The following is a 23,656-nucleotide window of genomic DNA, read 5'->3' as shown; positions in this document are numbered from 1 at the left end:
GGCGGGCGCAGGCCTGCCATCCATGCCTTTTCCGAGGCCCGGGCAGCAAGGCGTGGATGGCAGGCCTTTGCCTGCGATGACGATGCGGGTTGGCGGCGCTCGCCAGACGGTTCGTTCTTTCGCCGCGAGGCCTCATCCCGTCCGGTCAGGCTGCATCCCGTTCGGTCAGGCCGCGGGCGACAGACGCGGAACGCGCATCGGCTCGAACACCGCCGGGAAGGCGTCCTGCGTCGCCGCCTCACGGATCATGTAGCCGCGGCCCCAGATCGTGCCGATAATTCCGTCGGCGCCGGCCCGGGCGAGTTTTTTTCTGAGCTTACATACAAAAACGTCAATGATTTTAACCTCTGGTTCATCCATCCCGCCGTAAAGATGGTTCAGGAACGCTTCCTTGGTCAGGACCATCCCTTTGCGCAGAACCAGCAGCTCCAGGATCGAATATTCCTTGCCCGTAAGGTGCACATCGCGGCCGTCCACCGTGACTTCGCGGCTGTCCAGGTTCAGTTCCAACCGGCCCAGGCGGACGGTGGGCTGGCTGAATCCCTTGCTGCGGCGGACGATCGCCTGCATCCGGGCGAGCAGTTCCGCCTTGTCGTATGGCTTGGTGATGAAATCGTCGGCGCCCAGGCTCAGCGCCTTCACACGAGCCTGCGGCATGGTCAGGCCGGACAGGATCAATACCGGCGTGTCGTTGCGCGCCACCCGCATGCGTCGCACGACCTCGAACCCCTCGATGTCGGGCAACGCCAGGTCGAGGAGGACGATGTCGTATTCGTAGTGCCGCAGCAGCTCAAGAGCGTCCTCCCCGCTGTCGGTCTGATCCACGACCGCGCCGGCGGCTTTCAGCATGAGCGTTATACCGCGTGCAGCGATCAAGTCTTCTTCAACCAGAAGGACGCGCATCCGGCTCTCCTTAACAAAACATGAATGAACGTATACCACCATAGCGTGTTTTTGGCTAACAGATTTTCAACATATTAGTGTATTTCTTACGAATAAGGGCTATCCGGGCACGTTTGAATGCGAATGTATGAAGAACATATATGTTATTTGGACACATAACTCTCAATGAGAGGATGTAATCTCACGAATCGCGTAGAGGCCTGCAAAGCGCGCCTTCGCCGCACCCAACTCGCCCAGATCAGCGGCACCGTGACCAACCTCCTCGGCCTTGTCGTCGAGGTCGAAGGGCTGACCGGCCTGGCCGCGATTGGCGATCGCCTGGCGCTGCGGACCCGCGACGAACGCCTGATCCCAGCCGAGGTGATCGGCTTTCGCGACGCCGCCTTGCAGGCAATGGCCTTTGGCGCGCTGGACGGTCTGGCGCATGGCGCGAAGGCGCTGTTGTACGACCGGTCGCATACCATGCTCGACGTCGCATCGTCCTGGCTGGGCCGGGTGATCGACCCGCTGGGCAATCCGCTCGACCGGGCAGGGATCTTGTTGGGCGGCTCTTCGCCCCGGCCGACCCGCATCGCACCACCGGATGCCACGGCGCGCGCCCGCCTTGGCCCGCGCATCGATCTGGGTGTCCGAGCGCTCAATTGTTTCGCCACGTGCCGGCAAGGCCAGCGCCTGGGGCTGTTCGCCGGCTCCGGCGTCGGCAAATCCACGCTGCTGTCGATGCTGACCCGCGGCACACAATGCGATGTGGCGGTCCTCGCCCTGGTCGGTGAACGGGGCCGGGAGGTCCGCGACTTCATCGAGAACGATCTCGGGCCGGACGGGATGGCGCGATCCGTGGTGGTGGTCGCGACCTCCGACGCGCCGCCGCTGATGCGCCGCCAGTGCGCCTACACCGCGATGACCGTCGCCGAACATTTTCGGGATCAGGGCCTGTCGGTCCTTCTTCTCATGGACAGCGTGACCCGTTTTTGCCTGGCATTGCGGGAAATTGGCTTGTCGCTGGGCGAACCGCCGGCGACGCGCGGCTACCCCCCAAGTGTGTTCGCCGAATTGCCGCGATTGCTGGAACGGGCCGGTCCGGGACCGATCCTGGCTGACGACAGCGCCGGGCAGATCACCGGTCTGTTCTCCGTCCTGGTGGAGGGTGACGACCACAACGAACCCGTGGCGGACGCGATCCGCGGCATTCTGGACGGCCAGGTCGTCATGGATCGCAAGATCGCCGAAGCGGGCCGCTATCCGGCGATCGACATCCTGCGCTCGCTGTCCCGCGTCGCAGCATCCTGCCTCGACGACGCCCAGGCCGCCACAATCTGCCGCGCCCGGGCGATATTATCGCTGTATGGCGACATGGTGGACATGGTCCGGCTGGGCGCCTACCGGCCCGGGACCGACCCGGCGGTGGACGAAGCCCTGCGCCTTACCCCGGCGATCGAGGATTTCCTGCGCCAGGCCCCCGGCGATCGGACCGGTTTCGATGAATCGTTTCAACGCCTGAACCAGGCACTGGGGGGTTAGCGTGGTACGCGACCCGTTGAAGATCCTGTTGTCGGTGCGGCGGCGATCGGTCGAGCAGGCGCGGTATGCACTGGGCGCGTGTCTGGCCGCGGAAGCCGCGATAGCCGACAGAATCAGGTCGCTCGATGGCGCGGCGGCACGCGACCGTCAGACCGGCAGGGCATGGCAGGACTCCCACCAATTCATGGAGATGACGGCGATCCACCTGGCAACCCTGCAGGCGGAACGCCGAAGCATCCTCGCGGACCTCGCGGTCGCCGAGGACCGTTCAGGGCAGGCACGTGGCGTTGTCGCGGCCGAACGCGCCGCGGCGGAGGCCGTGGATCAACTGATGCAGGAGCGGCAAGCCGCCGTCCAGGCCGAGGCGAACCGCCGGGAGCAGCATGTGCTGGACGATATCGCCCGGTTCGTGGCGCGGCGGCGGCGCAGGTCCTTCTGACCGCGTTCGGCTGCCGGGTTGGGGGCGGAACGATCTGGGGCTGATTCGAGCTGCCGGACGCCAGCGATTTCTGCATAGGAGACGGTCGCGTATGGAGTGGGTGGCATTGGCACATCACGCGAAATTGCCACGGTACGGGCCGCATTCCACTGACCGCGGCCTTACATTGCGGTCTATGAATGTGTTGTACATGCCCAGAGAATCGAACCACACTCAACAGAGCAACGCGCCTACCGTTCTCGTCGTCGAAGACGAGACGATGGTGCGGATGCCGATCGCCGAATACTTGCGCGACTGCGGATATAATGTCGTGGAGGCAGGCGATGCGAGTGAGGCAATCGCGGCCATGGCTGCCGAGACGCCGGTGAGCCTGGTGTTCACCGATATCCGAATGCCCGGAAAAATGGATGGGTTCGGGCTGGCGGAATGGTTTCGATCGCACTACCCGGATGTGCCGGTGCTGCTGACGTCGGGTTATCACGGCGGCCGCAGTTCGCCCGGCATCTCCATTCCCGGTACCCGGTTCATTGAGAAGCCATACTCGCAAAATCAGGTCGCCCGGCGGATCGCGGCGTTGCTCGATAGTTGATCGTTCCGGCTTGGGTGAACACAATTGCCCGTGAAACGGTCAATCGTCAAAAAACGCGAGTACGCGTAGAAAAAGCGTGATCCGGCGGTCACGTTGCCATGATTAAACCACTTGGCTCGGCTCTAACGATGTGGCAACAAAGCGTGCGATAGCCGCACGTTTCCCGACCGACCGCCTGCAGATCGAGCCTCGATGACCCCAGTTTCCAGCCGGGCAGTACGCCCGGTCGCCGCGCCCCACAGGCCGATGGTATCCGCTGTCAGCTTGCTTGTGCTTGCGTCCGTTATGGGTGTCGTCCTGTTCATCGCCTTGCGCTCACCCCTGAAGGACGACGTCGCCTGGCTGCTGTATGTCGCGCGGCGCTGGATGGCCGGACGTACGCTCTATATCGACGTGGTCGAGGTCAACCCGCCGCTGATCGTCTGGATATCGGCCATCCCGCTGGAAATCGCACGATGGCTGAAGGTCGATACGCAGTTCGTCGCGATGCCGGTTTTTATCGCCGGAGTGCTTGGCTGTGCCTGGTGGACGGCGCGCCTGCTGCGTGCGCGAGGCGGCATTTTCGCCGAATCGCTGCCCGTTTTCGCGGCGATCGGGTCCGTCCTGCTGATCCTGCCGGCAGCCGACCTGGGGCAGCGGGAGCATCTTCTGGTTGCCGCCTTCCTGCCGTATCTGGCGCTGTTCGTCCGGTCCCTCGACGGCCGGGACTCCTTTAACGGCACGTGGAAGCCGGTCGTCGCCGCCCTTGTCGCCGGCATGCTCGCGGGATTGGGCTGTGCCTTGAAGCCGCAGTACTGCGTGGTCTTCGCGGTATTGGAATGCCTGGCCCTGACGCGTGGCCTGCGGCCGTGGCGGATCATGCCGCTGGTCGCGGCGGCGACGCTGGTGGGTTATGCCGCCTTGGTTGCGATCGTATGCCCGGCGTATCTACGCCGAGCAATACCGATGGCTCTGGCGCTGTACGGGGCGACCGATGTGCCGTTCCTGACGTTGGTGGCCGACAGCGCCATGCTGCTGGGCGGACTGGCGGTGGCGACCGGTCTGCTGTGGCTGCGCCGCCGCACCCTGAGCGACTACACCCTGATGCTGACGCTGGTCGTTTTCGCCGCGACCAGCACCGTGGTCTACTTCGCGGCCGGTAAGGACTGGTACTATCACCGCCTGCCGGCGGCCGTGACGACCGTGCTCGCGCTGCTGCTATGGACCGCGACCGAGTTGGTGCAGCGCCGCTGGCGGATCCGCTGGCCGCTGGTCGTCGCGGGCCTTACGGTCATGGTGTTCTGCGTATCGTCCGTGCAGCGGCTGGAACCGGACGCCGTCGAGGCCCTGGATCCCAGGCTGACCGCGGTGGATCACCTGGAGCACATCATCCGAGCCAACCATGCTCGGACGTATATCGCGTTTTCCGAATGGATCGCGCTGGGGTTTCCGGTGGTGAACGAGACGGGCGTCAAATGGGCGTCGCGTTTCGATTCCATGTGGGCGCTGAAGGGCGAGGTCTGGCGTGCCACATCCGATCCCGCGGTGGCCAGGGAATGGCCGATCGCCCGCTGGGTCGCGCATGACTTCATCGCCGGCTGTCCCGACATCGCCGTGGTCGATACAAGAGAAACGACGCATTATATTAGTGTGCTGAGTGCCGCCGACCCGGCGTTCGCCCGGGCGTGGTCGCGTTACCGGCCGATCAGTGCGTTCGACGGCCTGGTGGTGTATCGGCGGGGCAAGGCGGGTTGCCTGGATGTCTGGGTCGCGGCCGAGGCGAAGCAGCCGGCGACCCAGACCCGTTAGGCCGCCATCGGCAGGGCGACGTCACGTTCGGCGTCCAGGGTTGCGGCGGTCGCATGCACCACCGCGGCGATCCGGACCGCGGTCTGAACCTGCTCCGCTGTCAGGCCGTGCTGGCGAACCGCATGTTCATGGCTTTCCATGCACATGCCGCAGCCGTTGATGGCTGAGACGGCCAGCGACCATAGCTCGAACGTCGCTTTGTCCACGCCCGGCTTGGCCATGACGTTCATCCGCAGCTTCGCCGGCATGGTCTGGTAATCGCCGCCCACCAGGTGGGTGAAGCGGTAGTAGATGTTGTTCATTGCCATGATCGCTGCTGCCGCCTTGGCCGCGGCCAGGGCCTCGGGTGACAGACGGGGGGCGAATTCCGCGATGATGGCCTCGGTCACCAGCGGATTGCGGGCGGCGATGGCGGACGCGATGAACGTTCCGGCCCGTTGTTCGTCCGACAAGGTCGGATCGGTCGCCAATGAACCCAGGTTGAGGCGGATATCCTTCGCGTAGTCGGGCAGGGCGGTCTTTAGGGCTTCCAACGACATTGAACGTTTCTCCGGATAGCGAGCCATGGTCCGGGTGTCGCCGGACCATGGCTCGTGTTTGGGTCAGGCGGCCGGACGCAGGACCTGTTCGCCCTTGTTCCAGTTGCACGGGCACAGTTCGTCGGTCTGCAAGGCGTCTAGCACCCGCAGCACCTCGGCCGGGTTGCGGCCCACCGACAGGTCGTTCACCGCTGCGTAGCGGATGATGCTCTCCGGATCGACCAGGAAGGTGGCGCGCAGGGCGACGCCCTCGGCCTTGTCCAGCACGCCGGTCGCGGTTGCCAGTTCGCGCTTGACGTCGGCCAGCATCGGGATGGACAGGGTCCGCAGATCGTCGTGGTGCAGGCGCCAGTTCAGGTGCACGAACTCACTGTCGATGGAGACGCCGTAGACGACGGTGTCGCGGTCGGCGAAGTCGTTGGCCAGCTTGCCGAACGCCACGATTTCCGTGGGGCAGACAAAAGTGAAATCCTTCGGCCAGAAGAATACGAGTTTCCACTTCCCGGCATCGGTGTCCGATCCGATATCCGTGAACGCGGTATCCAGTTTCAGGCCCGCCGGGCCGCCTTTGACCGCCTTCAGGGAAAACGCGGGGAATGTGTCGCCAACAGTCAGCATCAGGTCTCTCCAAATGGTGCAGCGCACAATTAGCGCGCTCGGCGCTTTCGTGCCAATGAATGAACTTGGATAGTTTGATTGAATGAACCGATGACGCTGCTCCCCAGCCCGCAACAGCTCCGCTATCTGGTGACCTTGGCCGAGAGCCGCCATTTCGGCCGAGCGGCGCAGGCTTGCGCGGTGACGCAGTCGACGCTGTCGGCCGGATTGCTGGCGTTGGAGCGGCAATTGGACTGCCACATCCTGGATCGCGCCGCCGGCCGGCACGTCGTCTTCACGCCGCTGGGCCTGGAACTGGTGGAGCGCGCCCGGACCGCCCTGACCGCGCTGGAAGCCGTCACCGAGGCGGCAATGGCCGCTCGGGAGCCGATGGCCGGGCCGCTGCGCCTGGGTGTCATCCCGACCATCGGCCCGTTCCTGCTGCCGACGCTGATGCCGGCGTTGCGTTCGGCGTTTCCTCGGTTGCGGCTGTATCTGCGGGAGGACACCACGGCGAACCTGGTGGACCGGCTGACCGCCAACCGGCTGGATCTGCTGTTGCTGGCCACGCCGTGCGATTGCGGCGGCGCGGATACGGTGCCGGTGGCGCGCGATGGGTTCCTGATCGCGCTGCCGCCCAATCATCGGTTAGCCGGAGAGGAACAGATCCCCGTCGCCGCCCTGGCGACCGAACGGCTGCTGCTGCTGGAGGACGGGCACTGCCTGCGCGACCAGGCGCTGGCGGTGTGCGGCCTGCTGGCGGGCGATCACGATGGTTTTGCCGCGACGAGCTTGCATACGCTGGTGCAGATGGTGGCCAGCGGGCTGGGGATCACGCTGCTGCCGAAACTGGCGGTGGCGGCCGGGATCACCGATGGAACCGGCCTGGTGCTGCGGCCACTGGCCGGGGCAGGGGCGTGGCGGACGCTGGGCCTCGCCTGGCGCCCCAATGCGCCGCGCGCTGCGGATTACCGAGCGCTGGGGTCGCATCTGGTGGAGATCTGCCGGGGGGCGCTGGACGGGTAGGGGGTCTGGAGCGGGTGAAGGGAATCGAACCCTCGTGTGCAGCTTGGGAAGCTGCCGTTCTACCATTGAACTACACCCGCGCCGGGGGCGTCCTTTTAGACGGTTCGCTTCGGCGATGCAATTCGGTGTTGCTTCGCGTTTGGTAGCCGAGGCTTGCTTTCCACGGTCCCGTCGGTACGCTGCCGAGAGTATGTTGTAATCGAATCGCTAGAAGATGTGGCCGAAGCCACATGACGGACCCTGTAATGCCTGATGAACACATCCGGCTGGTTCATGCCTCCGGTGAGTGTGAGATCGACCTTGCGCGCCGCGAACTCCGCATCTTTGGCGCTACCGTCCCTGTGGGCGGCCGCGCTTTCGAGGTCATCGAGGTGCTCGCCCACTCGGCCGGCGAGATCGTCAGCAAAAACGAATTGATGGACCGCATCTGGCCGGGCGCGATCGTCACCGACAACACGCTGCATGTTCATGCCATGGCGGTCCGCAAGGCGCTTGGTCCCTACCGGAACCTTTTGAAGACCGAATCGGGCCGGGGCTTTCGCCTGCTGGGTGACTGGACCGTCAGCCGGCACGATGCGGCGAGGCCTCCGGCCGGTCTGCAAAGGATACGGACCGACGGCGAATCGCCGTCGACCAATTTTCCTGTACCGATGACAGGCCTTGTCGGCCGAAGCGCGGCGGCGGCGCGGTTGCGGGACCTCGTGTCCGCCTACCGCCTGGTGACCCTGGCCGGACCCGGCGGCATCGGCAAAACCAGCCTGGCCTTGAAAGTCGCGCGCGGTGTCGTCGGGGAATTCGCCGGCGGCGGCTGGCTGGCCGAACTGGCGTCGCTGTCCGATCCTGCCCTGGTGCCGGCCGCGGTCGCGGGCGCGCTGCGGCTGCCGGCCGGGCCTACCGACGTCACGCCCGAGACGATCGCGCGTGCCGTCGGTGACAAGACGCTGCTGCTGGTGCTCGACAATTGCGAACATCTCATCGAGGCGGTCGCCATTCTGGCCGAAACGCTTCTGGCGCGCTGCCCGCATGTGACGATCCTGGCGACAAGCCGCGAAACCCTGCGCATCCAGGGCGAGTATGTCTATCACGTGCCGCCGCTGGACGTTCCCGCTGCCGGGCAGGACGAAGCGGACCACATTCTGAAGCACAGCGCCGTCGAGCTTTTCATCACCCGGACCAATGCATTGGGCGGCGGCTTCTCGCCGGGCGCGGGCGAACTGCGGAACATCGGCGCGATCTGCCGCCACCTCGACGGCATTCCGCTGGCCATCGAATTCGCCGCCGCGCGCGCCTCGACGTCCGGGATACTGCCGGTCCTGGCGAACCTGCATGAGCGTTTCGTGCTGTTGACGAGCGGACGCCGGACGGCGCTGCCGCGCCACCGCACGCTGCGGGCGGTGCTCGACTGGAGCTATGAACTGCTGCCCGCAGCGGAACAGAGCCTGCTGCGCCACCTGGCCATTTTCTCCGGCGGCTTCACCGTCGAGGCGGCCGCCGCGGTGCTGAACGATGGCGCCGGCGACCCCGCCTTCGTCATCGAGGCGATTGGCAACCTCGTCAGCAAGTCCCTGGTCACGCTGGACCGTGACGCGGCCTTGCGCTGGCATTTGCTGGAGACGACGCGCGTCTATGGGCTGGAGAAGCTTGAAGGCGGCGGCGAAACCGAGCAGGCGGCGCGGCGGCAGGCGGAATTCTGCCTGGCGCTGTTCGCCCCGTTTGGAACCGCGGCGCAGCTTCCGGCCGCGCTCGCCGATCTGCCGCGCTATCGGGTCGAAGTCGACAACCTGCGAGCCGCGCTGAACTGGGCATTTTCCCCCGGTGGGAATGCCGCGTTGGGTGTGCGCCTTGCCGCGACGGCGGCGGACTTCTGGGTCGCAGCGTCCCTGGTACCGGAAGGGTGCGAGCGGGCCGGCAAGGCGCTGGCGCAGATCGGAGACGCCGCCGGCACGCGGTACGAAATGGCCCTGCGGTGCAATTTGGGAACATCGCTGCTGTACACCCGGGGAATGGATGACGACGCCCGTTCGGCGCTGAGGCGGGCCCTGACGCTTGCGTTGGAACTCGGAGATTCCGAGTATCAGCAACGTGCGATGCATCATCTCTGGGTGTTTTCGCTCCGCACATCGGCACTGGATGATGCCCTGACCTTGGCGCGCCAGTTCAAGGACGTCGCCGGCTACGGCGATGCGCAATCGCAGGCGCTGGTCGATTTTCGGCTTGGCGTGACACAGATCTATCAGGCCGAACACGCCGAGGCGATCGCGTGCCTGCAGCGGACGATCGATCAGTATCCAATCGAGAGCCGCAATCGGAACATGTTTCGCTTCACCCGCGATCTGCCGGTGGTTGCCGCCGGTCAGATTGCGGTTAGCCTGTTGTCGCAAGGTTTTCTGGACCGCGCGTTGCGGTCAGCCATGCGGGTGGTCGCGCAGGCGCACGCCTTGGGTTTTCCGGCTGTCGTCGGCGTGTCCCCGGCCTGGGCCGGCGCTTACGTTTTCCTGAGTGTTGGCGCGTTGGAGGTCGCAGACCGTTACGGCGAAGAACTCATGAACGATGCGTCCATCCATGATCTGCGCCCTTCCTATGCCACCGGGTATTGCGTGCGTGGCAGTGTGGCGGTGAGGCGTGGCGACCCGGCAGCCGGGATGGATATGCTGAGCCGCGGCCTGACTGAGATGCGGGAGTCGCGCTATCAACTGTATTATCCGTTTTTCCTGACGGAGCTTGCCATGGCTTTGGGCGCGCTTGGCCACATCGATGAGGGCCTCGCCGAGGTTACCCTTGCGCTGGGCTTTGCCGCGGACACGGGCAACCGGTGGTTCGTGCCGGAAACGCTGCGGGTCGAAGCCGAACTGCTGGCGCTGCGCGATCCGGGTGATCCGGTGGTGGAGGATTGCCTGCAACGCGGGATTGGGGTCGCTCGGGCGCAGGGCGCCTTGTTCTGGGAGCTGCGGTTGGCTGTGAGCCTTGCGCGCTTGCGGGTGACCCAGGACCGCGGCGGGGAGGCGAGACAGGTTCTGGCGCCGGTTTATGACCGGTTCACCGAGGGGTTCGGGGCGCCCGATTTGCGGGCTGCGAAGGCGTTGCTGGACGGGCTGCCGGGGTGAGGCGGGCGTTCCAGAAGAACATCGCCGGTATCGTTGCTGTTGTGGGGGACGGGGCTGGGTCAGTTCATAGAGTGCCGATCAGGGAGGACAAACCGTGGATCATACGCCGCCGCCAGTGTCGCTTGCCGCTGCCCTGACGCTGCCGCGGACGCCGGGCCGGTCCATCGAGGTGTTCCGTGACGGTGACCTGAAGTTCCGGTTCGCTGCTCGGCCGACCGACGGGCCGCAAGTTCCGCATCTGCGCGACGAGATTTATTTCGTTGCCGCTGGGACGGCTCGGTATCGGGTGGAGGATCGGGTGACCGAGGTGGGGCCGGGGGACCTTCTGTTCTGTGCCGCGCATGTGCCGCATGGGTTCGAGGGTAATTCGGCCGACTTTGCGGTTTGGGTGGTGTTTTATGGGCCGGAGAAATAGCGGCCCAGACTCTCTTCATGAGTGTCACCGTCGTTAGTACCGTCGCACGGAGCGTTCGACAGGTTACTGGCGATCACCATCCTAGCGGCCCAAGTCTGTCGCCGGTGAGTTCGGATCTCGTCGGATGGACGGCCTTGGATGGAAAACGGACATGGGGGGTCGTACTGTAGTCCGCTTCGCTCTTTCGTCGTCCGGGTGAAGCAAGCCACTACCCTAGAGCGGAACCGTAACCATAGGAGGATGGCATTGAACTGAAAGCCAAGACCGTTTTGGAGCTAACATTGCGCTGCTGTGTTACTGTGCCGCGTTTTCTGTTTCTGAAAGGCCGCCGATGGAACCCAAGACGTTTGTCGTCCAATTAAACGAGCATCTCTCTCATCTCTACAGCTTCGCAAGGCAAATCAACGAGCTCGACTTCGCAGCCTCGCTGAGCGGTGAGTTTCGGGGAATGCAGGACGCCGGTTGGTCCACGACAATCACCGCTAATGAAGTCTTCGACGAGCTTTCAATCCTATCTCAGAAGACCCAACCAATCTCCAAGGCGGAATTTCGGGTCATGCTAATGCTCTATTGCCAGCTTTCCGAGGCGGGCGGGTTCTATGAAAGTCTGAAGAACATCATGGGCGTTGTGACGTTGAAGCCCTATCTGCTTTGGCCCTTCAAGGACCTCGTGCGCGTCAAGAAGACGTCCGCTCGGATTACCGGGCCAAATGCAAACGCAACGTTCCGTGACCTCGCCTCATCCGCCAAATCGATCGGGTTGTCCCGCCTATCCTTCCTGCTGGAAGATGCCTTCCGGGACGACATTCGGAACGGCGTCTCTCACGCCGATTACGTGCTCTGGGGTGACGAGCTTCGTCTGCGCAACCGTAATGGAGGCCACCCAGACAAGCTTTCCATTGAAGAAATCAACGAGGCGCTGACTCGAGGAATGGGGTTCTTCGAGATACTGCGGGACTACAACGCTGCTTCGATGCGCTCCTTCGATCCCGCGAAGGAGATCGTAGGGCGTCTGAGTGCGAATTTTCCGATGTCATGGACAGTACACTGCGACCCCCAGAAGCAAATGTTTCGAATCAGTGGTTCTTCCCCCGGCCCCGTTACGAGCCCGACCTATGACCGTCAGGTCAGCATCAACAATCGGCTGGGCGGTAAGATGCTTGCTACCTACTCAACAGGATCGTCCGATGCGACACAAGAGATACTTGACCACATTGGCAGGGAAGGGTTCGAGCCGAACACTGTGGTGATGGACTCGCGTCAATTGGCTGATCTTGTGGACGACATCGAGAAACTTGGAATCTGGGATGACCGCCAGCCCGGTGCTAGCCAGGGACACGTTCTCCTTGCCAGCCCTTGGGGCTTTCGCTGGCTCAACACTCCGTCCGAGTTCAACACGATCTTGGAAAAGCCTATTTTCGAGTTTGACATGGGGACTACGGATGCAGTTGCATAGCGCCATCGGGGTAAGAATTGTACCAGTTGTTCCAATATCGCTCGGTCTTCGCGGCTCGCAATAAATCAACTTTCCGCATCAGCCTCGCAAAGCACAAAGGCTGCTGTCGGCAAGGTGCCGCTACTTCACGCCCATCGCGGGCACTTAGCCGGCACCTTGGCTCAGCCCGAAGGCGTGGCTCGACGGCGTTCATTTTATGCACAAGACCACGCCGCTCTGGTTGCACGTCCACAATCAGCGTCTTCGATTTGCCACGCTCGCTCCAAAGCTGTCGCTCTGCTTTCGGCCCGCTCCTGGCATTCGGCAGTCTGGTGGGAATGTCCGAGAAGGGTCGAATGCAGCCAGCCCCTCAACCCGTCAGTCAAATACTCTGCGCAGGGTACTAACGTACGAAACCCGCTCCGGCCAAAGAGCCCAACCCACGGGACTGCACGAACAGAAAAAGCCCAAAGACAACTGCACAACCAACAATCCACGCCCATGAGCGAGGGACGGGGGCAACATCGCCCACCCCATCGCGGCTTCCCCTGCGCGCGGCGACGAGCAAACCGAGCGGCACAATTCCTAAGGTCTGAAACCCCTCGATGGCACTTCTGACCGGTTCGACTTGCCACATCAGGCCCGCGACCACTGCGGAGACCACGCCGGCCACGTACGACAATCGGATAGCATGCCACCCCGGCGCACGCTGCCACCGAAGCACCGCGACAACCCACCGCATCGCCGCCGCATACGCAACGACACCAATCGTTCCCATCACAGGGCGCCAGACCCACGACCATCCCATCCGATGCGCGACAAAAAAGAAATCGTCCCGGTTGAACAGCGGCTGCGTAATCAACTGCCCCGCGAACCAGAACAGGCTGAAGCCACCGAACATCAGAATGACCAGCCGCAGCACCGACCCCGGCGCCCGGACCGACAGGAACGTCAACGCCGCCACGCCACCGATAAGACTGCCAACCGGCCCTCCCGCATCGGTGATCGACATCGCCCCCGCGCATCGGAACCAGATGGACGTCAGCAGCGTGATGCGGCCTCCGTCGATGACGCAACCCAGGCCGTGACCCAACGTCTCATGACAGATCGCGGCCAGGATTGCGGCGAGGACGCCCGCCGCGATGACGGTCGCGGGGTCCGCACTCGCAGCGCGTCCCGCGATGGTCCGGCCAGCCTCCGAGGGCGAGGTCACGACGATGGCCGCCGCCTCAGCCTGCCCCTTGCAGCACCAGCTCCGCGGCCTTCTCCCCGATCATGATCGACGGCGCGTTCGTGTTCCCCGACGTCAGGGTCGGCATGATGGACGCATCCGCCACGCGCAGCCCCTCCACCCCATGCACGCGCAGCCTGGGATCGACCACCGCCATCGCATCCACGCCCATCTTGCACGTGCCCACAGGATGATAGGTCGTCTCCGCCGCGCGTTTCACCCAGTCGATGATTTCATCGTCGGTCTTCAAATCCGTCCCCGGCGCGATCTCCGTCACCCGCAAATCCGCCAGCGCCGGCGCCCGCATCACCGATTGGGCGATCCGGATCGCCCGCACCGTCAGCTCCGCATCGATCGGCGACGACAGGAAGTTGAAGTTGATCGCCGGCTGCCGCCGCGGATCGGCCGAGACCACATGGATGTGCCCCTTGCTCTCCGGCCGCATCGGGTGCGCGTAGCAGGTCATGCCTGACTGACGGGACAGCTTCGGACCCTTCGGCCCCGGTTCCGTCAGCATCGGCACCCAGCCCAGCAGCAGATCCGGCGCCTCCAGCCCCTCGCGAGACCGCACGAACGCCCGCATCGGCGCCGCCACCATGCCCAGCAGCCCGCGCCCCGACGCCGCATACCGCAATGCCTGCCCCACCAGCCCAAACGCTCGGTCGTTGAATGTGTAACCTTTTGCTCCGATCGCCCAGCGCGTTCGTGGCGCGAAATGGTCGCGCAGGTTTTCGCCGACGCCGGGCAGGGTGTGCCGCACCTCGATCCCCAGCGCCTGCAACCGTTCCGGCTGGCCAATGCCCGAAAGCTCCAGCAACTGCGGCGAGTTGATCGATCCGGCACTGATGACGACCTCACGCGCCGCCCCGGCCTGCCGCACATCGCCGCCGACGGCGTAACGGACGCCGACGCAGCGCTTGCCGTCCAGCACCAGACCCTGGGTCAGCGCATCCGTAACGATATGCAGATTCGGACGCTTGCGGATCGGGTCCAGGAAGCAATGCGCCGTGCTCATCCGCCGGCGGGACGCGATCGTTGCCTGGCTCATGGCGATGCCATCCTGCGAGGCGCCGTTGTAGTCTGGATTGTGCCGGATCCCGACCTGCTCCGCCGCCTTGATCAGCGCGACATACAGCGGATCGAGCGGCTGCGGATCGGTGACCCGCAGGGGACCGTCTCGGCCACGGAATTTGTCGTCGCCGCCGCCTTCGTAGCGTTCCATACGCTTGAATAATGGCAGGACGTCGTCGTAGCTCCAGCCCTGGTTGCCCATCTGCGCCCAGGTGTCGAAATCCTGCGCCTGGCCGCGCACGAACGCCATGCCGTTGATCGAACTCGACCCGCCCAGCAGCTTTCCCCGCGGCACCGGCAGCGCTCGGCCGTTGGTGTTGGCCTCCGGCTCCGCCGCATACAGCCAGTTGGCGGCGGGGTTGTTGATCAGCTTGGCGAAGCCGATGGGGATGCGGGACCACGGGTGGCTCGCCGAACCGGCTTCCAGAAGCAGCACCTTGTTACGCGGGTCGGCCGACAGCCGGTTGGCGACCACCGCCCCGGCGGACCCGGCGCCGACAACGATATAGTCGTAGGTTTCCATCCCGCTCCAACCCCCAGCCGCTACTGCAAGAATCCTGTCGAGATCCAGGGTATGGCGGCAACGACGATCAGTGCAACGACCAGCACCCCCATATACGGCCAGATCCGGCCGAATGCCTCGTCGCTGGACACCTTGCCGATCAGGCAGGTCTGGTAGAATCCGACGCCGAAGGGCGGCGAAAACAGCCCGATGCCCATCGCGAATATCGCTACGATCGCGTATTGCACGAGGTGAATCCCAAGCTGGTCGGCGATGGGGAACAGCAGGGGCCCGAACAGCACCATCGCCGGCAGCCCTTCCAGCACGCTGCCCAACACGATGAACAGCACGATCGAGACCGCCATGAACCCGTATTTGCCGCCCGGCAGCCCGGTCATCATGTCAGCCAAAGTCTGCGCGAAGCCGGCCTGGGTCAGCGCCCAGGCCATCGCACTCGCCAGACCGATGATCAGCAGGATGGCGCCCGACAATGTCGCGGTTTCCACCAGGATCGGCACCAGCCGGCGCCAGTCGAAGCAGCGATACACCACGATCCCGACGCCGATGGAGTAGACGACGCCGACCGTCGCCACCTCGGTCGCCGTGGTGATGCCGGCCAGCACGGCATAGCGGATGACGAACGGCAGGATCAGCGCCGGAACCGACACCACGAACAGTCGCAGCACCTGCCGCGCCCCGGCCCGATCGCCGCTCGGTCGTTCATCCCGAGTCCGGAAGAACACCAGCACTGCCAGGCCCAGCGCCGCGAACGCCGCCGGCAGCAATCCTCCATCGAACAGCGCCGAGGTCGAAACGCCAGTCACCGCGCCAACGATGATCAGCACCAGGCTGGGCGGAATCGTCTCCGACATCGCCGCCGAGGCCGCCAACTGCGCCACCAGTTCACCCGGCGCCGATCCGCGGCGGCGCATCTCCGGCAGCAGCACCGGCGCCACCGCCGCCTGATCGGCGGCCTTGGACCCGGAAATCCCGGAGATCAGGTACATCGCCCCGATCAGCACATAGGACAGCCCGCCGCGGCGGTGCCCGACCAGCGCGGCCAGGAAATCGACCATGGCGCGGGCGACCCCAGTCATTTCCAGCAGCAGGCCGAGCACGACGAACATCGGGACGGCGAGTAGCTCGATGGACGACATGCCCTGGTCCATCTGGCCGATGACGACTGCCAGGGGAATGGTGGTGGTGAAATAGATGTAGGCGAAGGTGGCGATGCCGAAGCTGAACGCGATCGGCACGCCGATCAGGATGCAGACGCCGACGATGCCGATGAAGAAGATCAGCAGATCGGCGTTGCCCAGCGCGTCGAACGCCGGCTCCAGCGCGTAGAGGGCAAGGCCGACCGCGACCGTCACCCCGACCACTGCCGCCAGTTCCTGCCACGTCGTGTCGTCGAACAGCCGGCGGATCGCCACGTAGAACATCAGGATCAGGGCGAAGAGCTGCCCGGCGATCTCCCACGATCCGGGGATCTGCATCACCGGCGTCAGGATCGCCTGCTGCTGTTCGGCGTAGGAAATGCCGGGAAGCACCAGCCCGGCGGTCACCAGCGCGACGATCAGCGCCGAGAACCGCGTGGCGAGGCGCTGCGTGCGCTCACCGACGCGGCCAATCACCACCGTCATGCACATGTGCTCGCCGCGGCGCAGGGCGATCACCGCACCGAGGCTGACCAGCCACAGGAACAGGATGGCGGCGAGTTCCTCGACCCAGACCAGCGGGTTGTCCAGCAGATAGCGCCACAGGACGCCGACGAACAGAATCACCACCTCGATGACCACAAGCAGAGCCGCCAGGCCCTGCGTCAGCAGGTCGATCAGCCGGTCCAGCTTGCGGAGCATCGTGTGTGGCCTTGGATCAGGCGGCCAGGCCGGTGGCTTTCTGCAGCGCCGCCCACAGTTCCGGCGTGAACTTGGCCTTCCAGGTCTTGTAAAATCCGGCTTTCGCCAGCGCGTCCTGGAACAGCGACTTATCAGGCGTGGCGAAGGTCATGCCCTGTTCCTTCAGCTTCGCTTCCAGCGAGCCGTCCAGCTTCTGGTTGTCGATGCGCTGCTGCAGGGCGGCGGCGTCAAAATTGTCCTCGATGATCTTGCGGTAGTTCGCCGGGATGGTGTTCCAGAAGGTGGCGTTGACCAGCACCCAGTAGCCGACCCACATGTGCCCGGTCATCGAGCAGTATTTCTGCACCTGGTAGAACTTTTCCGTCTCGATATTCCCGAGCGGGTTTTCCTGGCCGTCGACGACGTGGGTTTGCAGGGCGGTGTAGAGTTCCGAGACGTTCATCGTGGTCGGCGCGGCGCCGAGGCTCTGGAACAGCGACAGCGAGATCGGGCTGGGCGGGACGCGGATCTTGAACCCGTGCAGGTCCTCGGGGGTGTTGATCTGCTTGGTACTGGTGGTGATCTGGCGGAAACCCTCGTCCCAGATGCGGTGCATCGCCACCAGGCCGGTCTTGGCGATGTCGGTTCGGACGATGTCGCCCACAGGACCGTCCAGCGTGCTCCAGGCCATGTCGGGGGTCTTGAAGGCGAAACCGATGTTGTCGATCGCCGCGCTGGGCACCAGGGTCGCCAGGATGTTGTCGCCGATCGCCATCATCTGGATCGCGCCGGAGCGCAGGTTGGACAGCATGTGGGTGTCGTTGCCCAACTGGTTGTTGGGGAAGATCTGGACGTCGACGGCGCCGTCGGTCTGATCCTTGATCTTTTTCGCTGCTGCGGTGGCGTTGATGGTGGTCGGATGGTCGGTGGGCAGATCGACTCCGAGGCGGATGACGGTGGTACGAGCGGCCCGAACGGGGCGGGTCGCCAGGACACTGGTAGCGGCAGCCGCGCCGGTCAGGAACTGTTTGCGGGTTATCAGCGCGGGCATTGGATCAATCCTCCTGGTGGTCACGGCCTGTGTCGGTCGTGTCGGAGGGACGACAATCACGCCGCGCGATGCGCGTCAACCGGGAGTGTCAGCCTTTCAGCGAATGCTTTTGCTCAGGACAAGGAAGTCGAGCACCGTGACGATCTTTACGCCTCGATGGGAGTGTCCGGAAGTCTGTGTAAATAGCTCCGTGGCTTTGTCACAGGTATCATCGTATCGCTGGGTCAGCTAGCTGAGCGCAGACCGTCAGTGACGAGGCGCTTCGGTCTGTATTGCAGTCCTTGAAGCAGTCGCTTGAAGAACCGCTTGGCGGCCCCGCCATCGCGTTTCTCCTGCACCAGGATATCCAGACTGAACCATCGTACCACCGAAATGGTGGTTACATGGAATTTCTGCTGCCGAACCCTGGCAAACCGCCGGCTTTCCCGGCCCTGGCTGATGTGCTGCAATCGTCATGTCGTCGGCTGACTGCCGAACAAGTTGGAAGCAACCCCATAGCGGGCGGCAGATATGCCTGACGAGAACATTTGGTTGGCTCACGCCTCGGGCGATTGCGAGATAGACCTTGCCCGCCGCGAACTCCGAGTCCTTGGTTCCCCTGTGCCGGTCGGCGGCCGCGCCTTCGAGATTATCGAGCTTCTCGCTCGATCGGCTGGTGAACTGGTTACCAAAAGCGAGCTGATGGATCGCATCTGGCCCGGTGCGGTCGTCACGGAAAACACGCTGCATGTTCATGCGGCGGCGGTTCGTAAGGCGCTGGGGCCGAACCGGCGCTTGCTGAAGACCGAGTCAGGCCGCGGCTATCGCTTGCTCGGCGATTGGACGGTCCGGCGTCATGATGCGACTGCGCCTCCGGTCGGCTTGCAACGGATGCGGGTCGACCGTGAATCCCCGGTGACCCATTTTCCTGCGGCCGTCACACGCCTCATTGGTCGAACGAGGGCAATAGCCCGATTGCGCGACCTCATGTCCGCCTATCGGGTCGTGACCCTGACCGGACCCGGTGGCATCGGCAAAACCGGACTTGCCATGCAAGCCGCTCGCGGTGTTGTCGGGGAGTTCCCCGACGGCGCCTGGTTGGTCGAGCTGGCGTCACTGTCGGACCCGGCAGTCTTGCCATCCATGGCGGCCAATGCACTCAGGCTTCCTGTGGGTCTGGAACGGATGTCAGCGGAGTTTGTCGCGCGCGGCATCGGTGCACAGAAGCTTCTCTTAGTCCTTGATAATTGCGAGCATGTCATTGCCGCGGCGGCTGAGTTCGCCGAAACCCTCCTCCGAAAGTGCCCAAACGTCACTCTATTGACAACGAGCCGCGAAATTTTTCGGATCGACGGCGAGCATGTGTATCAAGTACCGCCGCTCGACGTGCCGACCCGAGAGCGGCACGAGCCGCACTACATTCTTGAACACAGCGCAGTCGAGCTTTTCATCGCGCGAGTAAAAGCCCTGGACTCGAATTTCTCGCCGCATGCCGAAAATCTCCCGATGATCGGCGCGATCTGCCGGCATCTCGACGGCATACCACTTGCCATTGAATTCGCCGCAGCGCGTGCGGCCACACTTGGAGTGAGACAAGTGGCTCTCAGCCTGGGTGACCGCTTCGCGCTGTTGACCAGCGGGCGTCGCACTGCGATGCCCAGGCAACAAACGCTGCGCGCGACACTTGATTGGAGTCATGAGCTGCTGCCCGAGCCGGAACGGTCGCTGTTTCACCGGCTCGCTATCTTCTCGGCCGGGTTTACTTTTGATGCAGTCGTTGCGGTCATGAACGATAGCGATCTCGGTCCATCCGGGGTCATGAATTGCGTCGCAAATCTCGTCATCAAATCGTTGGTCACGCTGGACAACAACGGAGCTACGTTCCGCTGGTATCTGCTGGAGACGGTTCGAGCCTACGCGCTCGAGAAGCTTGCATTGCACGACCAGGTCAACGTGGTTGCCCGGCGGCACGCGGCCTTCTATCGCGATCTGTTCGCGCCACACCAATCCGATTTGAACATGCGCTTGTCGAACGCGGACCTGATCAGCCGCATGCGTGAAATCGACAATGTTCGCGCGGCGCTCGACTGGTCTTTCTCTCCCGTCGGGGACACAGATATTGGCCGCGACCTCACTGCTGCTTATGCGCCGGTCTGGCTGCATCGCGGGCTGAACAGCGAGTGTCGTGAGCGCTGCGAACACGCACTGCTCGGTCTGAAGCCGGATACGCGGCAAAACATGTGGCGGCGGATGTTGTTGCAAGTTGCGCTCGGAACTGTGTTGTACATCACCGAGGGAATGTCGGAGCGGACCCAAACCATGGCGGCCGAAGCCCTTGAGTTCGCTGAAATCCTGGATGATCTTGATACGCAGGTCTGGGCCTTGGTGACTTTGGCAGCGTTGACTGACACAGGCCGGAACTACGGTACGGCGAGGACAGCCGTGGAACAGCTCCGGCAAACTGCCGATCGCATCGGCGACCCGGCGACGGTCGCAGCTGCCGATCGGCGTATGGGTTATCTGCAGTTTCTTCGTGGCAGGCTTCACGAAGCTCAGCGGTCTTTTGAACGCTCTCTTCGGTTTCGCTTCGCCGTCGACGATCAACATCCAACGTTCTGGTCCTTCCCGGCCCATCACCCTTCGATGTCCCGGATACTGCTGGCTGAGATGCTGTTGCTGCGGGGTTTCGCGGAACGGGCGTCCAACGAAGCCCAGGCAAGCCTCGATGAGTTAAACGCCGCGGATCCCCACCTATCCCTTCATCGGGTCTTTACTTTCGGTATATGCCGGATCGCGATCATGACAGGCGATCTGGTCACCGCTGATCGGGAGATCGCACGATTGACCAATCTCTCGACAAGGCTGAACGCCCCATTTTTGCAGGCTATGGGGCGCTTCCTGGAAGGCCAGGTGATGGTCGAGCGCGGCGCGTTCTCGGAAGCCTTGAGCACACTGCGCGGCGAGTTCGACGTGGATGGTCAGACCCGGCAGTACTTCTACGATCAGGAGGCCAAGGGCACGCTCGCGCAAGCATTCGCCGGAGTCGGACGATTCGGCGAGGCACTCAATGCCGTGGATGACGCGATCACCAACGCCAGTCAGCGGGACGCCCAGGTATGGTATCTGCCCGAACTTCTTCGCATCAAGGGTGAGGTATTGCTACTGCAAGCCGCGGATCGGTCGGGCTTCACAGCCGAAGATTGCTTCAACCAAGCGGGTGAGATAGCCCGCGACCAGGGCGCTTTATTCTGGGAACTGCGGATCGCGCTTAGCCTTGCGCGGTTTCGGGTCACGCAAAGGCGAGAAGACGAAGCCAGAGTAATTCTGCTGCCGGTCTACGAACGGTTCACCGAAGGCTTTGCCACGGCTGACCTGCGGGCTGCCCGGACCATGCTCGATGCGCTCTCGAGAGGCGCTGGATAACAGGCATCCCTGACGTGATGACGGCCCGTGAGCTCGACACCGGCGTGGCTCGTCGGTCACAGTGAACGCGCGTCATCCTGGCAGTTTGTCCAGAAGCGCTTTCGCAGCACACAGATCGGATGCCTCGAAGCCCTCGGCCAAAAGGCACAGCTTCGCAGTCACTGGGCCATTTTGGACAAATCGTGGTGGAAAGGTGGAAAACCAAGCTGTCGAAATGCGAGCGTTTGCTTGTACGCGATCCCTACCGCCCGGCCTCCCCAACCAGCCAGTCGCGGAATTGCCGCACCGAACGATTGCGCAAACGATCGGGCAGGGCGACGAACCAGTGGCCCTCGGCGGCGTAGACCGCTGGGTCCGGCGCGATCTCCGCCAGCATCCCGGCGGCCAGCATGTCGGCCACCAGGTTGCGATCCACGACAGCCGAACCCATGCCCGCCACCGCCGCCTGCACCGCCAGTGCTCGGGTTTCGAACGTCAGGGCCGGCATCGCGTCCGGCCAGCCCAGCGCGGCGGCGACCAGCGGCCAGTCATCCGGGCGCGTGCCGGCGGCGAGGCGGGGCAGGGACCTCGGGTCCGATTGCAGCAGCCGGGGATTGGTTACGACAACCGGCCGGTCCCGGAACAGCAGCGTCGCGTCCAGGTTTGGCCAGCCACCGCGGCCCCAGCGGATGGCGCACTCATACGGTTCGGCGGCCAGGTCCACCGGGCGCATGCCGGTGCTGAGCAGCAGGCGCGTGTCCGGATGCAGCGACTGAAACCCACCCAGTCGCGGCACCAGCCATAGGGTGAGGAAACTCGACAGCGCAGAAACCCGGACGTCACCTGCCTGATGGCGAGCCTCGGTGACCGCCACGTCGATCGCGTCGAACGCGGCGGCCAGCCGCTGGCCCAGTTTGCCGCCGACCTCGGTCAGTTGACCTTTACCGGCGAACAGACTGATCGCAAGGGATTGTTCGAGTTCCCGCAGCAGGTGCGACACCGCCGAGGGCGTCACATTCAGCACCCGAGCCGCTGCCGCCAAACTGCCGGTGCGCGATGTTTCGGCGAAGGCCTTCAAAGCGCGTAGGGAGGGCAGGGGCATGAGATATCCTCATGATGCAAGGCCACCTTCTCACTACCTCTGATCAGCAATTTGCGCCAGGATCGTCGCGTTATCAGGCAGGAGGCCGTGATGTTGAAATCCCATTTCGACCAACTGGCGGCGTATAACCACTGGGCGAACCGCCGGGTCTACGATGACGCCGCAACTTTGCCGGATGCGGTGCGCAAGCAAGGCGCCGGGCTGTTCTTCGGCAGCCTGCACGGGACGCTGAACCATATGCTGGTGGCGGATTACATCTGGATGCGGCGGTTTACCGGCGAAGGGCCGCAACCGGAGCGGTTGAACCAGATCCTCTACGATGATTTTGCCGAACTACGTGCGGCGCGCGAGCAGGAGGACGACCGGATTTTCGCCTTCGTCACCGGATTGGAGACGTATGATCGGGAGATCGTCTATCAGAACTCGACCGGGAAGACGTTTCGGCAGGCGGTCGGGCCGGCGCTGACGCATTTCTTCAACCATCAGGCCCATCACCGGGGCCAGGTGCATGCCGGCCTGACGATCGCCGGTATCCGGGAACCAACGTCGCTGGATTTACTGATTTTACAGCGCAGTGTGGGATGATCTTCTGACGTTATGGCAGTCCGGTGGCTGGCGTTTTCCAGGCTTTCCAGCCGGGAAACATCAGCACCACCGGCGACCAGAACAGCCTGAACGATCGATTGAAACGGATATCCATGCGGACCGGCGTGCCATCGCTGTCATAGCAGATCAGAGCGCCGCGGCCGTCGTCGGTGGCGTCGGCCATGACTTGTTCAATCTCAACGTACTGGCGTGTTCGCTTGCCGACCCACATCAGCTTCCATTGGCCAGCCCGGGTATAGGCATCGCCGCCGGAGTTGTAATGGAACTGCCGGTCCTTGCCGTCCTTGATCGACACATCGCCGACGCCGGCGGCGAAACCTCGGCTGGAGCCGCCGGACATCTTGCCGGCGACGCCAATCTGGATCCACGGTGACGGCTTGCGCGGCAGCGAGTCCAACAGCAGTCGGGCGTCATCGGGATCGAACGTGGTTTCGTCGCCGTAGATCAGGCGATCGACCGTCGCGGCGATGATAAACCGGTCGGGCATGGGGCGATCGGACATATGCCGGGGGTGCCAC

20 protein-coding genes and 1 tRNA gene are annotated in these 23,656 nt (G+C 63.8%); 10 read left to right on the top strand and 11 right to left on the bottom strand.

Annotated elements, in window-relative coordinates; translation table 11 throughout:
- Positions 1-165 precede the first annotated feature (165 nt).
- Positions 166-903: a response regulator transcription factor CtrA gene (gene ctrA, locus GSQ89_RS33175; RefSeq protein ID WP_158932383.1), complete on the bottom strand. Its 738-nt coding sequence runs from the start codon at positions 901-903 to the stop codon at positions 166-168.
- Positions 904-1,068: 165 nt separating this feature from the next.
- On the opposite strand from ctrA, the gene GSQ89_RS33170 reads away from it, so the two are divergent.
- From GSQ89_RS33170 to GSQ89_RS33155, 4 genes are all read left to right on the top strand, one after another.
- Complete coding sequence (locus tag GSQ89_RS33170; RefSeq protein ID WP_158932382.1) at positions 1,069-2,424, top strand: FliI/YscN family ATPase; 1,356 nt, start codon at positions 1,069-1,071, stop codon at positions 2,422-2,424.
- A gap of 1 nt (position 2,425) precedes the next feature.
- On the top strand, positions 2,426-2,863 hold the full coding sequence (locus tag GSQ89_RS33165) for a hypothetical protein (RefSeq protein ID WP_158932381.1): 438 nt from the start codon (positions 2,426-2,428) through the stop codon (positions 2,861-2,863).
- A gap of 190 nt (positions 2,864-3,053) precedes the next feature.
- Positions 3,054-3,452: a response regulator gene (locus GSQ89_RS39595; protein WP_158932380.1), complete on the top strand. Its 399-nt coding sequence runs from the start codon at positions 3,054-3,056 to the stop codon at positions 3,450-3,452.
- A 270-nt stretch (positions 3,453-3,722) separates the two neighbouring features.
- A complete protein-coding gene (locus GSQ89_RS33155) occupies positions 3,723-5,240 on the top strand; it encodes a hypothetical protein (protein ID WP_158932379.1) in 1,518 nt (505 codons plus the stop codon).
- Here the strand turns inward: GSQ89_RS33155 and GSQ89_RS33150 are convergent.
- Together GSQ89_RS33150 and GSQ89_RS33145 are read right to left on the bottom strand one after the other, a co-directional pair.
- On the bottom strand, positions 5,237-5,779 hold the full coding sequence (locus GSQ89_RS33150) for a carboxymuconolactone decarboxylase family protein (protein ID WP_158932378.1): 543 nt from the start codon (positions 5,777-5,779) through the stop codon (positions 5,237-5,239). The genes GSQ89_RS33155 and GSQ89_RS33150 overlap by 4 nt on opposite strands.
- 63 nt (positions 5,780-5,842) lie before the next feature.
- Positions 5,843-6,397, bottom strand: a complete 555-nt coding sequence (locus tag GSQ89_RS33145) for a peroxiredoxin (RefSeq protein WP_158932377.1) — start codon at positions 6,395-6,397, stop codon at positions 5,843-5,845.
- 90 nt (positions 6,398-6,487) lie between these two features.
- On the opposite strand from GSQ89_RS33145, the gene GSQ89_RS33140 reads away from it, so the two are divergent.
- Complete coding sequence (locus GSQ89_RS33140) at positions 6,488-7,402, top strand: hydrogen peroxide-inducible genes activator (protein ID WP_158932511.1); 915 nt, start codon at positions 6,488-6,490, stop codon at positions 7,400-7,402.
- A 6-nt stretch (positions 7,403-7,408) separates the two neighbouring features.
- Here the strand turns inward: GSQ89_RS33140 and GSQ89_RS33135 are convergent.
- Positions 7,409-7,482, bottom strand: a tRNA-Gly gene (locus GSQ89_RS33135).
- Between the two features lie 165 nt (positions 7,483-7,647).
- Between GSQ89_RS33135 and GSQ89_RS33130 the strand changes: the two genes are divergently transcribed.
- The 3 genes from GSQ89_RS33130 (at position 7,648) to GSQ89_RS33120 (ending at position 12,377) form a co-directional block, all read left to right on the top strand.
- Positions 7,648-10,506, top strand: coding sequence for a winged helix-turn-helix domain-containing protein (locus GSQ89_RS33130; protein WP_158932376.1), 2,859 nt, complete (start codon positions 7,648-7,650; stop codon positions 10,504-10,506).
- A 94-nt stretch (positions 10,507-10,600) separates the two neighbouring features.
- Positions 10,601-10,921, top strand: coding sequence for a cupin domain-containing protein (locus tag GSQ89_RS33125; RefSeq protein WP_158932375.1), 321 nt, complete (start codon positions 10,601-10,603; stop codon positions 10,919-10,921).
- 331 nt (positions 10,922-11,252) lie between these two features.
- Entirely contained in the window at positions 11,253-12,377 is a 1,125-nt protein-coding gene (locus GSQ89_RS33120; protein ID WP_158932374.1) for a hypothetical protein, read from the top strand.
- A 382-nt stretch (positions 12,378-12,759) separates the two neighbouring features.
- Here the strand turns inward: GSQ89_RS33120 and GSQ89_RS33115 are convergent, their stop codons facing one another.
- The 5 genes from GSQ89_RS33115 to GSQ89_RS33095 all read right to left on the bottom strand — a co-directional run bounded on the left by GSQ89_RS33115 (position 12,760) and on the right by GSQ89_RS33095 (position 18,498).
- Complete coding sequence (locus GSQ89_RS33115) at positions 12,760-13,569, bottom strand: hypothetical protein (RefSeq protein ID WP_158932373.1); 810 nt, start codon at positions 13,567-13,569, stop codon at positions 12,760-12,762.
- 16 nt (positions 13,570-13,585) lie between these two features.
- Positions 13,586-15,181: a GMC family oxidoreductase gene (locus tag GSQ89_RS39920; protein ID WP_158932372.1), complete on the bottom strand. Its 1,596-nt coding sequence runs from the start codon at positions 15,179-15,181 to the stop codon at positions 13,586-13,588.
- Positions 15,182-15,201: 20 nt separating this feature from the next.
- On the bottom strand, positions 15,202-17,019 hold the full coding sequence (locus GSQ89_RS33105; protein ID WP_158932371.1) for a TRAP transporter large permease subunit: 1,818 nt from the start codon (positions 17,017-17,019) through the stop codon (positions 15,202-15,204).
- A gap of 16 nt (positions 17,020-17,035) precedes the next feature.
- A complete protein-coding gene (locus GSQ89_RS33100; RefSeq protein ID WP_158932370.1) occupies positions 17,036-18,049 on the bottom strand; it encodes a TRAP transporter substrate-binding protein in 1,014 nt (337 codons plus the stop codon).
- A gap of 224 nt (positions 18,050-18,273) precedes the next feature.
- Positions 18,274-18,498 carry a DDE-type integrase/transposase/recombinase gene (locus tag GSQ89_RS33095; RefSeq protein ID WP_158932369.1) on the bottom strand — a complete coding sequence of 75 codons (225 nt, stop codon included), beginning with the start codon at positions 18,496-18,498 and terminating at the stop codon, positions 18,274-18,276.
- Between the two features lie 61 nt (positions 18,499-18,559).
- Here GSQ89_RS33095 and GSQ89_RS33090 point away from each other — a divergent pair, with 61 nt between their 5' ends.
- Complete coding sequence (locus GSQ89_RS33090) at positions 18,560-21,451, top strand: winged helix-turn-helix domain-containing protein (RefSeq protein ID WP_158932368.1); 2,892 nt, start codon at positions 18,560-18,562, stop codon at positions 21,449-21,451.
- Positions 21,452-21,692: 241 nt separating this feature from the next.
- On the opposite strand, the gene GSQ89_RS33085 is transcribed toward GSQ89_RS33090, so the two are convergent.
- Positions 21,693-22,532 carry a LysR substrate-binding domain-containing protein gene (locus GSQ89_RS33085; RefSeq protein WP_158932367.1) on the bottom strand — a complete coding sequence of 280 codons (840 nt, stop codon included), beginning with the start codon at positions 22,530-22,532 and terminating at the stop codon, positions 21,693-21,695.
- Positions 22,533-22,622: 90 nt separating this feature from the next.
- On the opposite strand from GSQ89_RS33085, the gene GSQ89_RS33080 reads away from it, so the two are divergent.
- Positions 22,623-23,117 carry a DinB family protein gene (locus GSQ89_RS33080; protein ID WP_158932366.1) on the top strand — a complete coding sequence of 165 codons (495 nt, stop codon included), beginning with the start codon at positions 22,623-22,625 and terminating at the stop codon, positions 23,115-23,117.
- Positions 23,118-23,127: 10 nt separating this feature from the next.
- Here GSQ89_RS33080 and GSQ89_RS33075 read toward each other — a convergent pair whose 3' ends face one another.
- A complete protein-coding gene (locus GSQ89_RS33075) occupies positions 23,128-23,625 on the bottom strand; it encodes a hypothetical protein (RefSeq protein WP_158932365.1) in 498 nt (165 codons plus the stop codon).
- Positions 23,626-23,656: the final 31 nt, after the last annotated feature.

Source organism: Acidisphaera sp. S103 (assembly GCF_009765975.1).
Taxonomy (GTDB): domain Bacteria; phylum Pseudomonadota; class Alphaproteobacteria; order Acetobacterales; family Acetobacteraceae; genus Rhodopila.
Note: the sequence above shows the minus strand (reverse complement) of the source record. Positions and strands in the feature narration are given on the sequence as shown.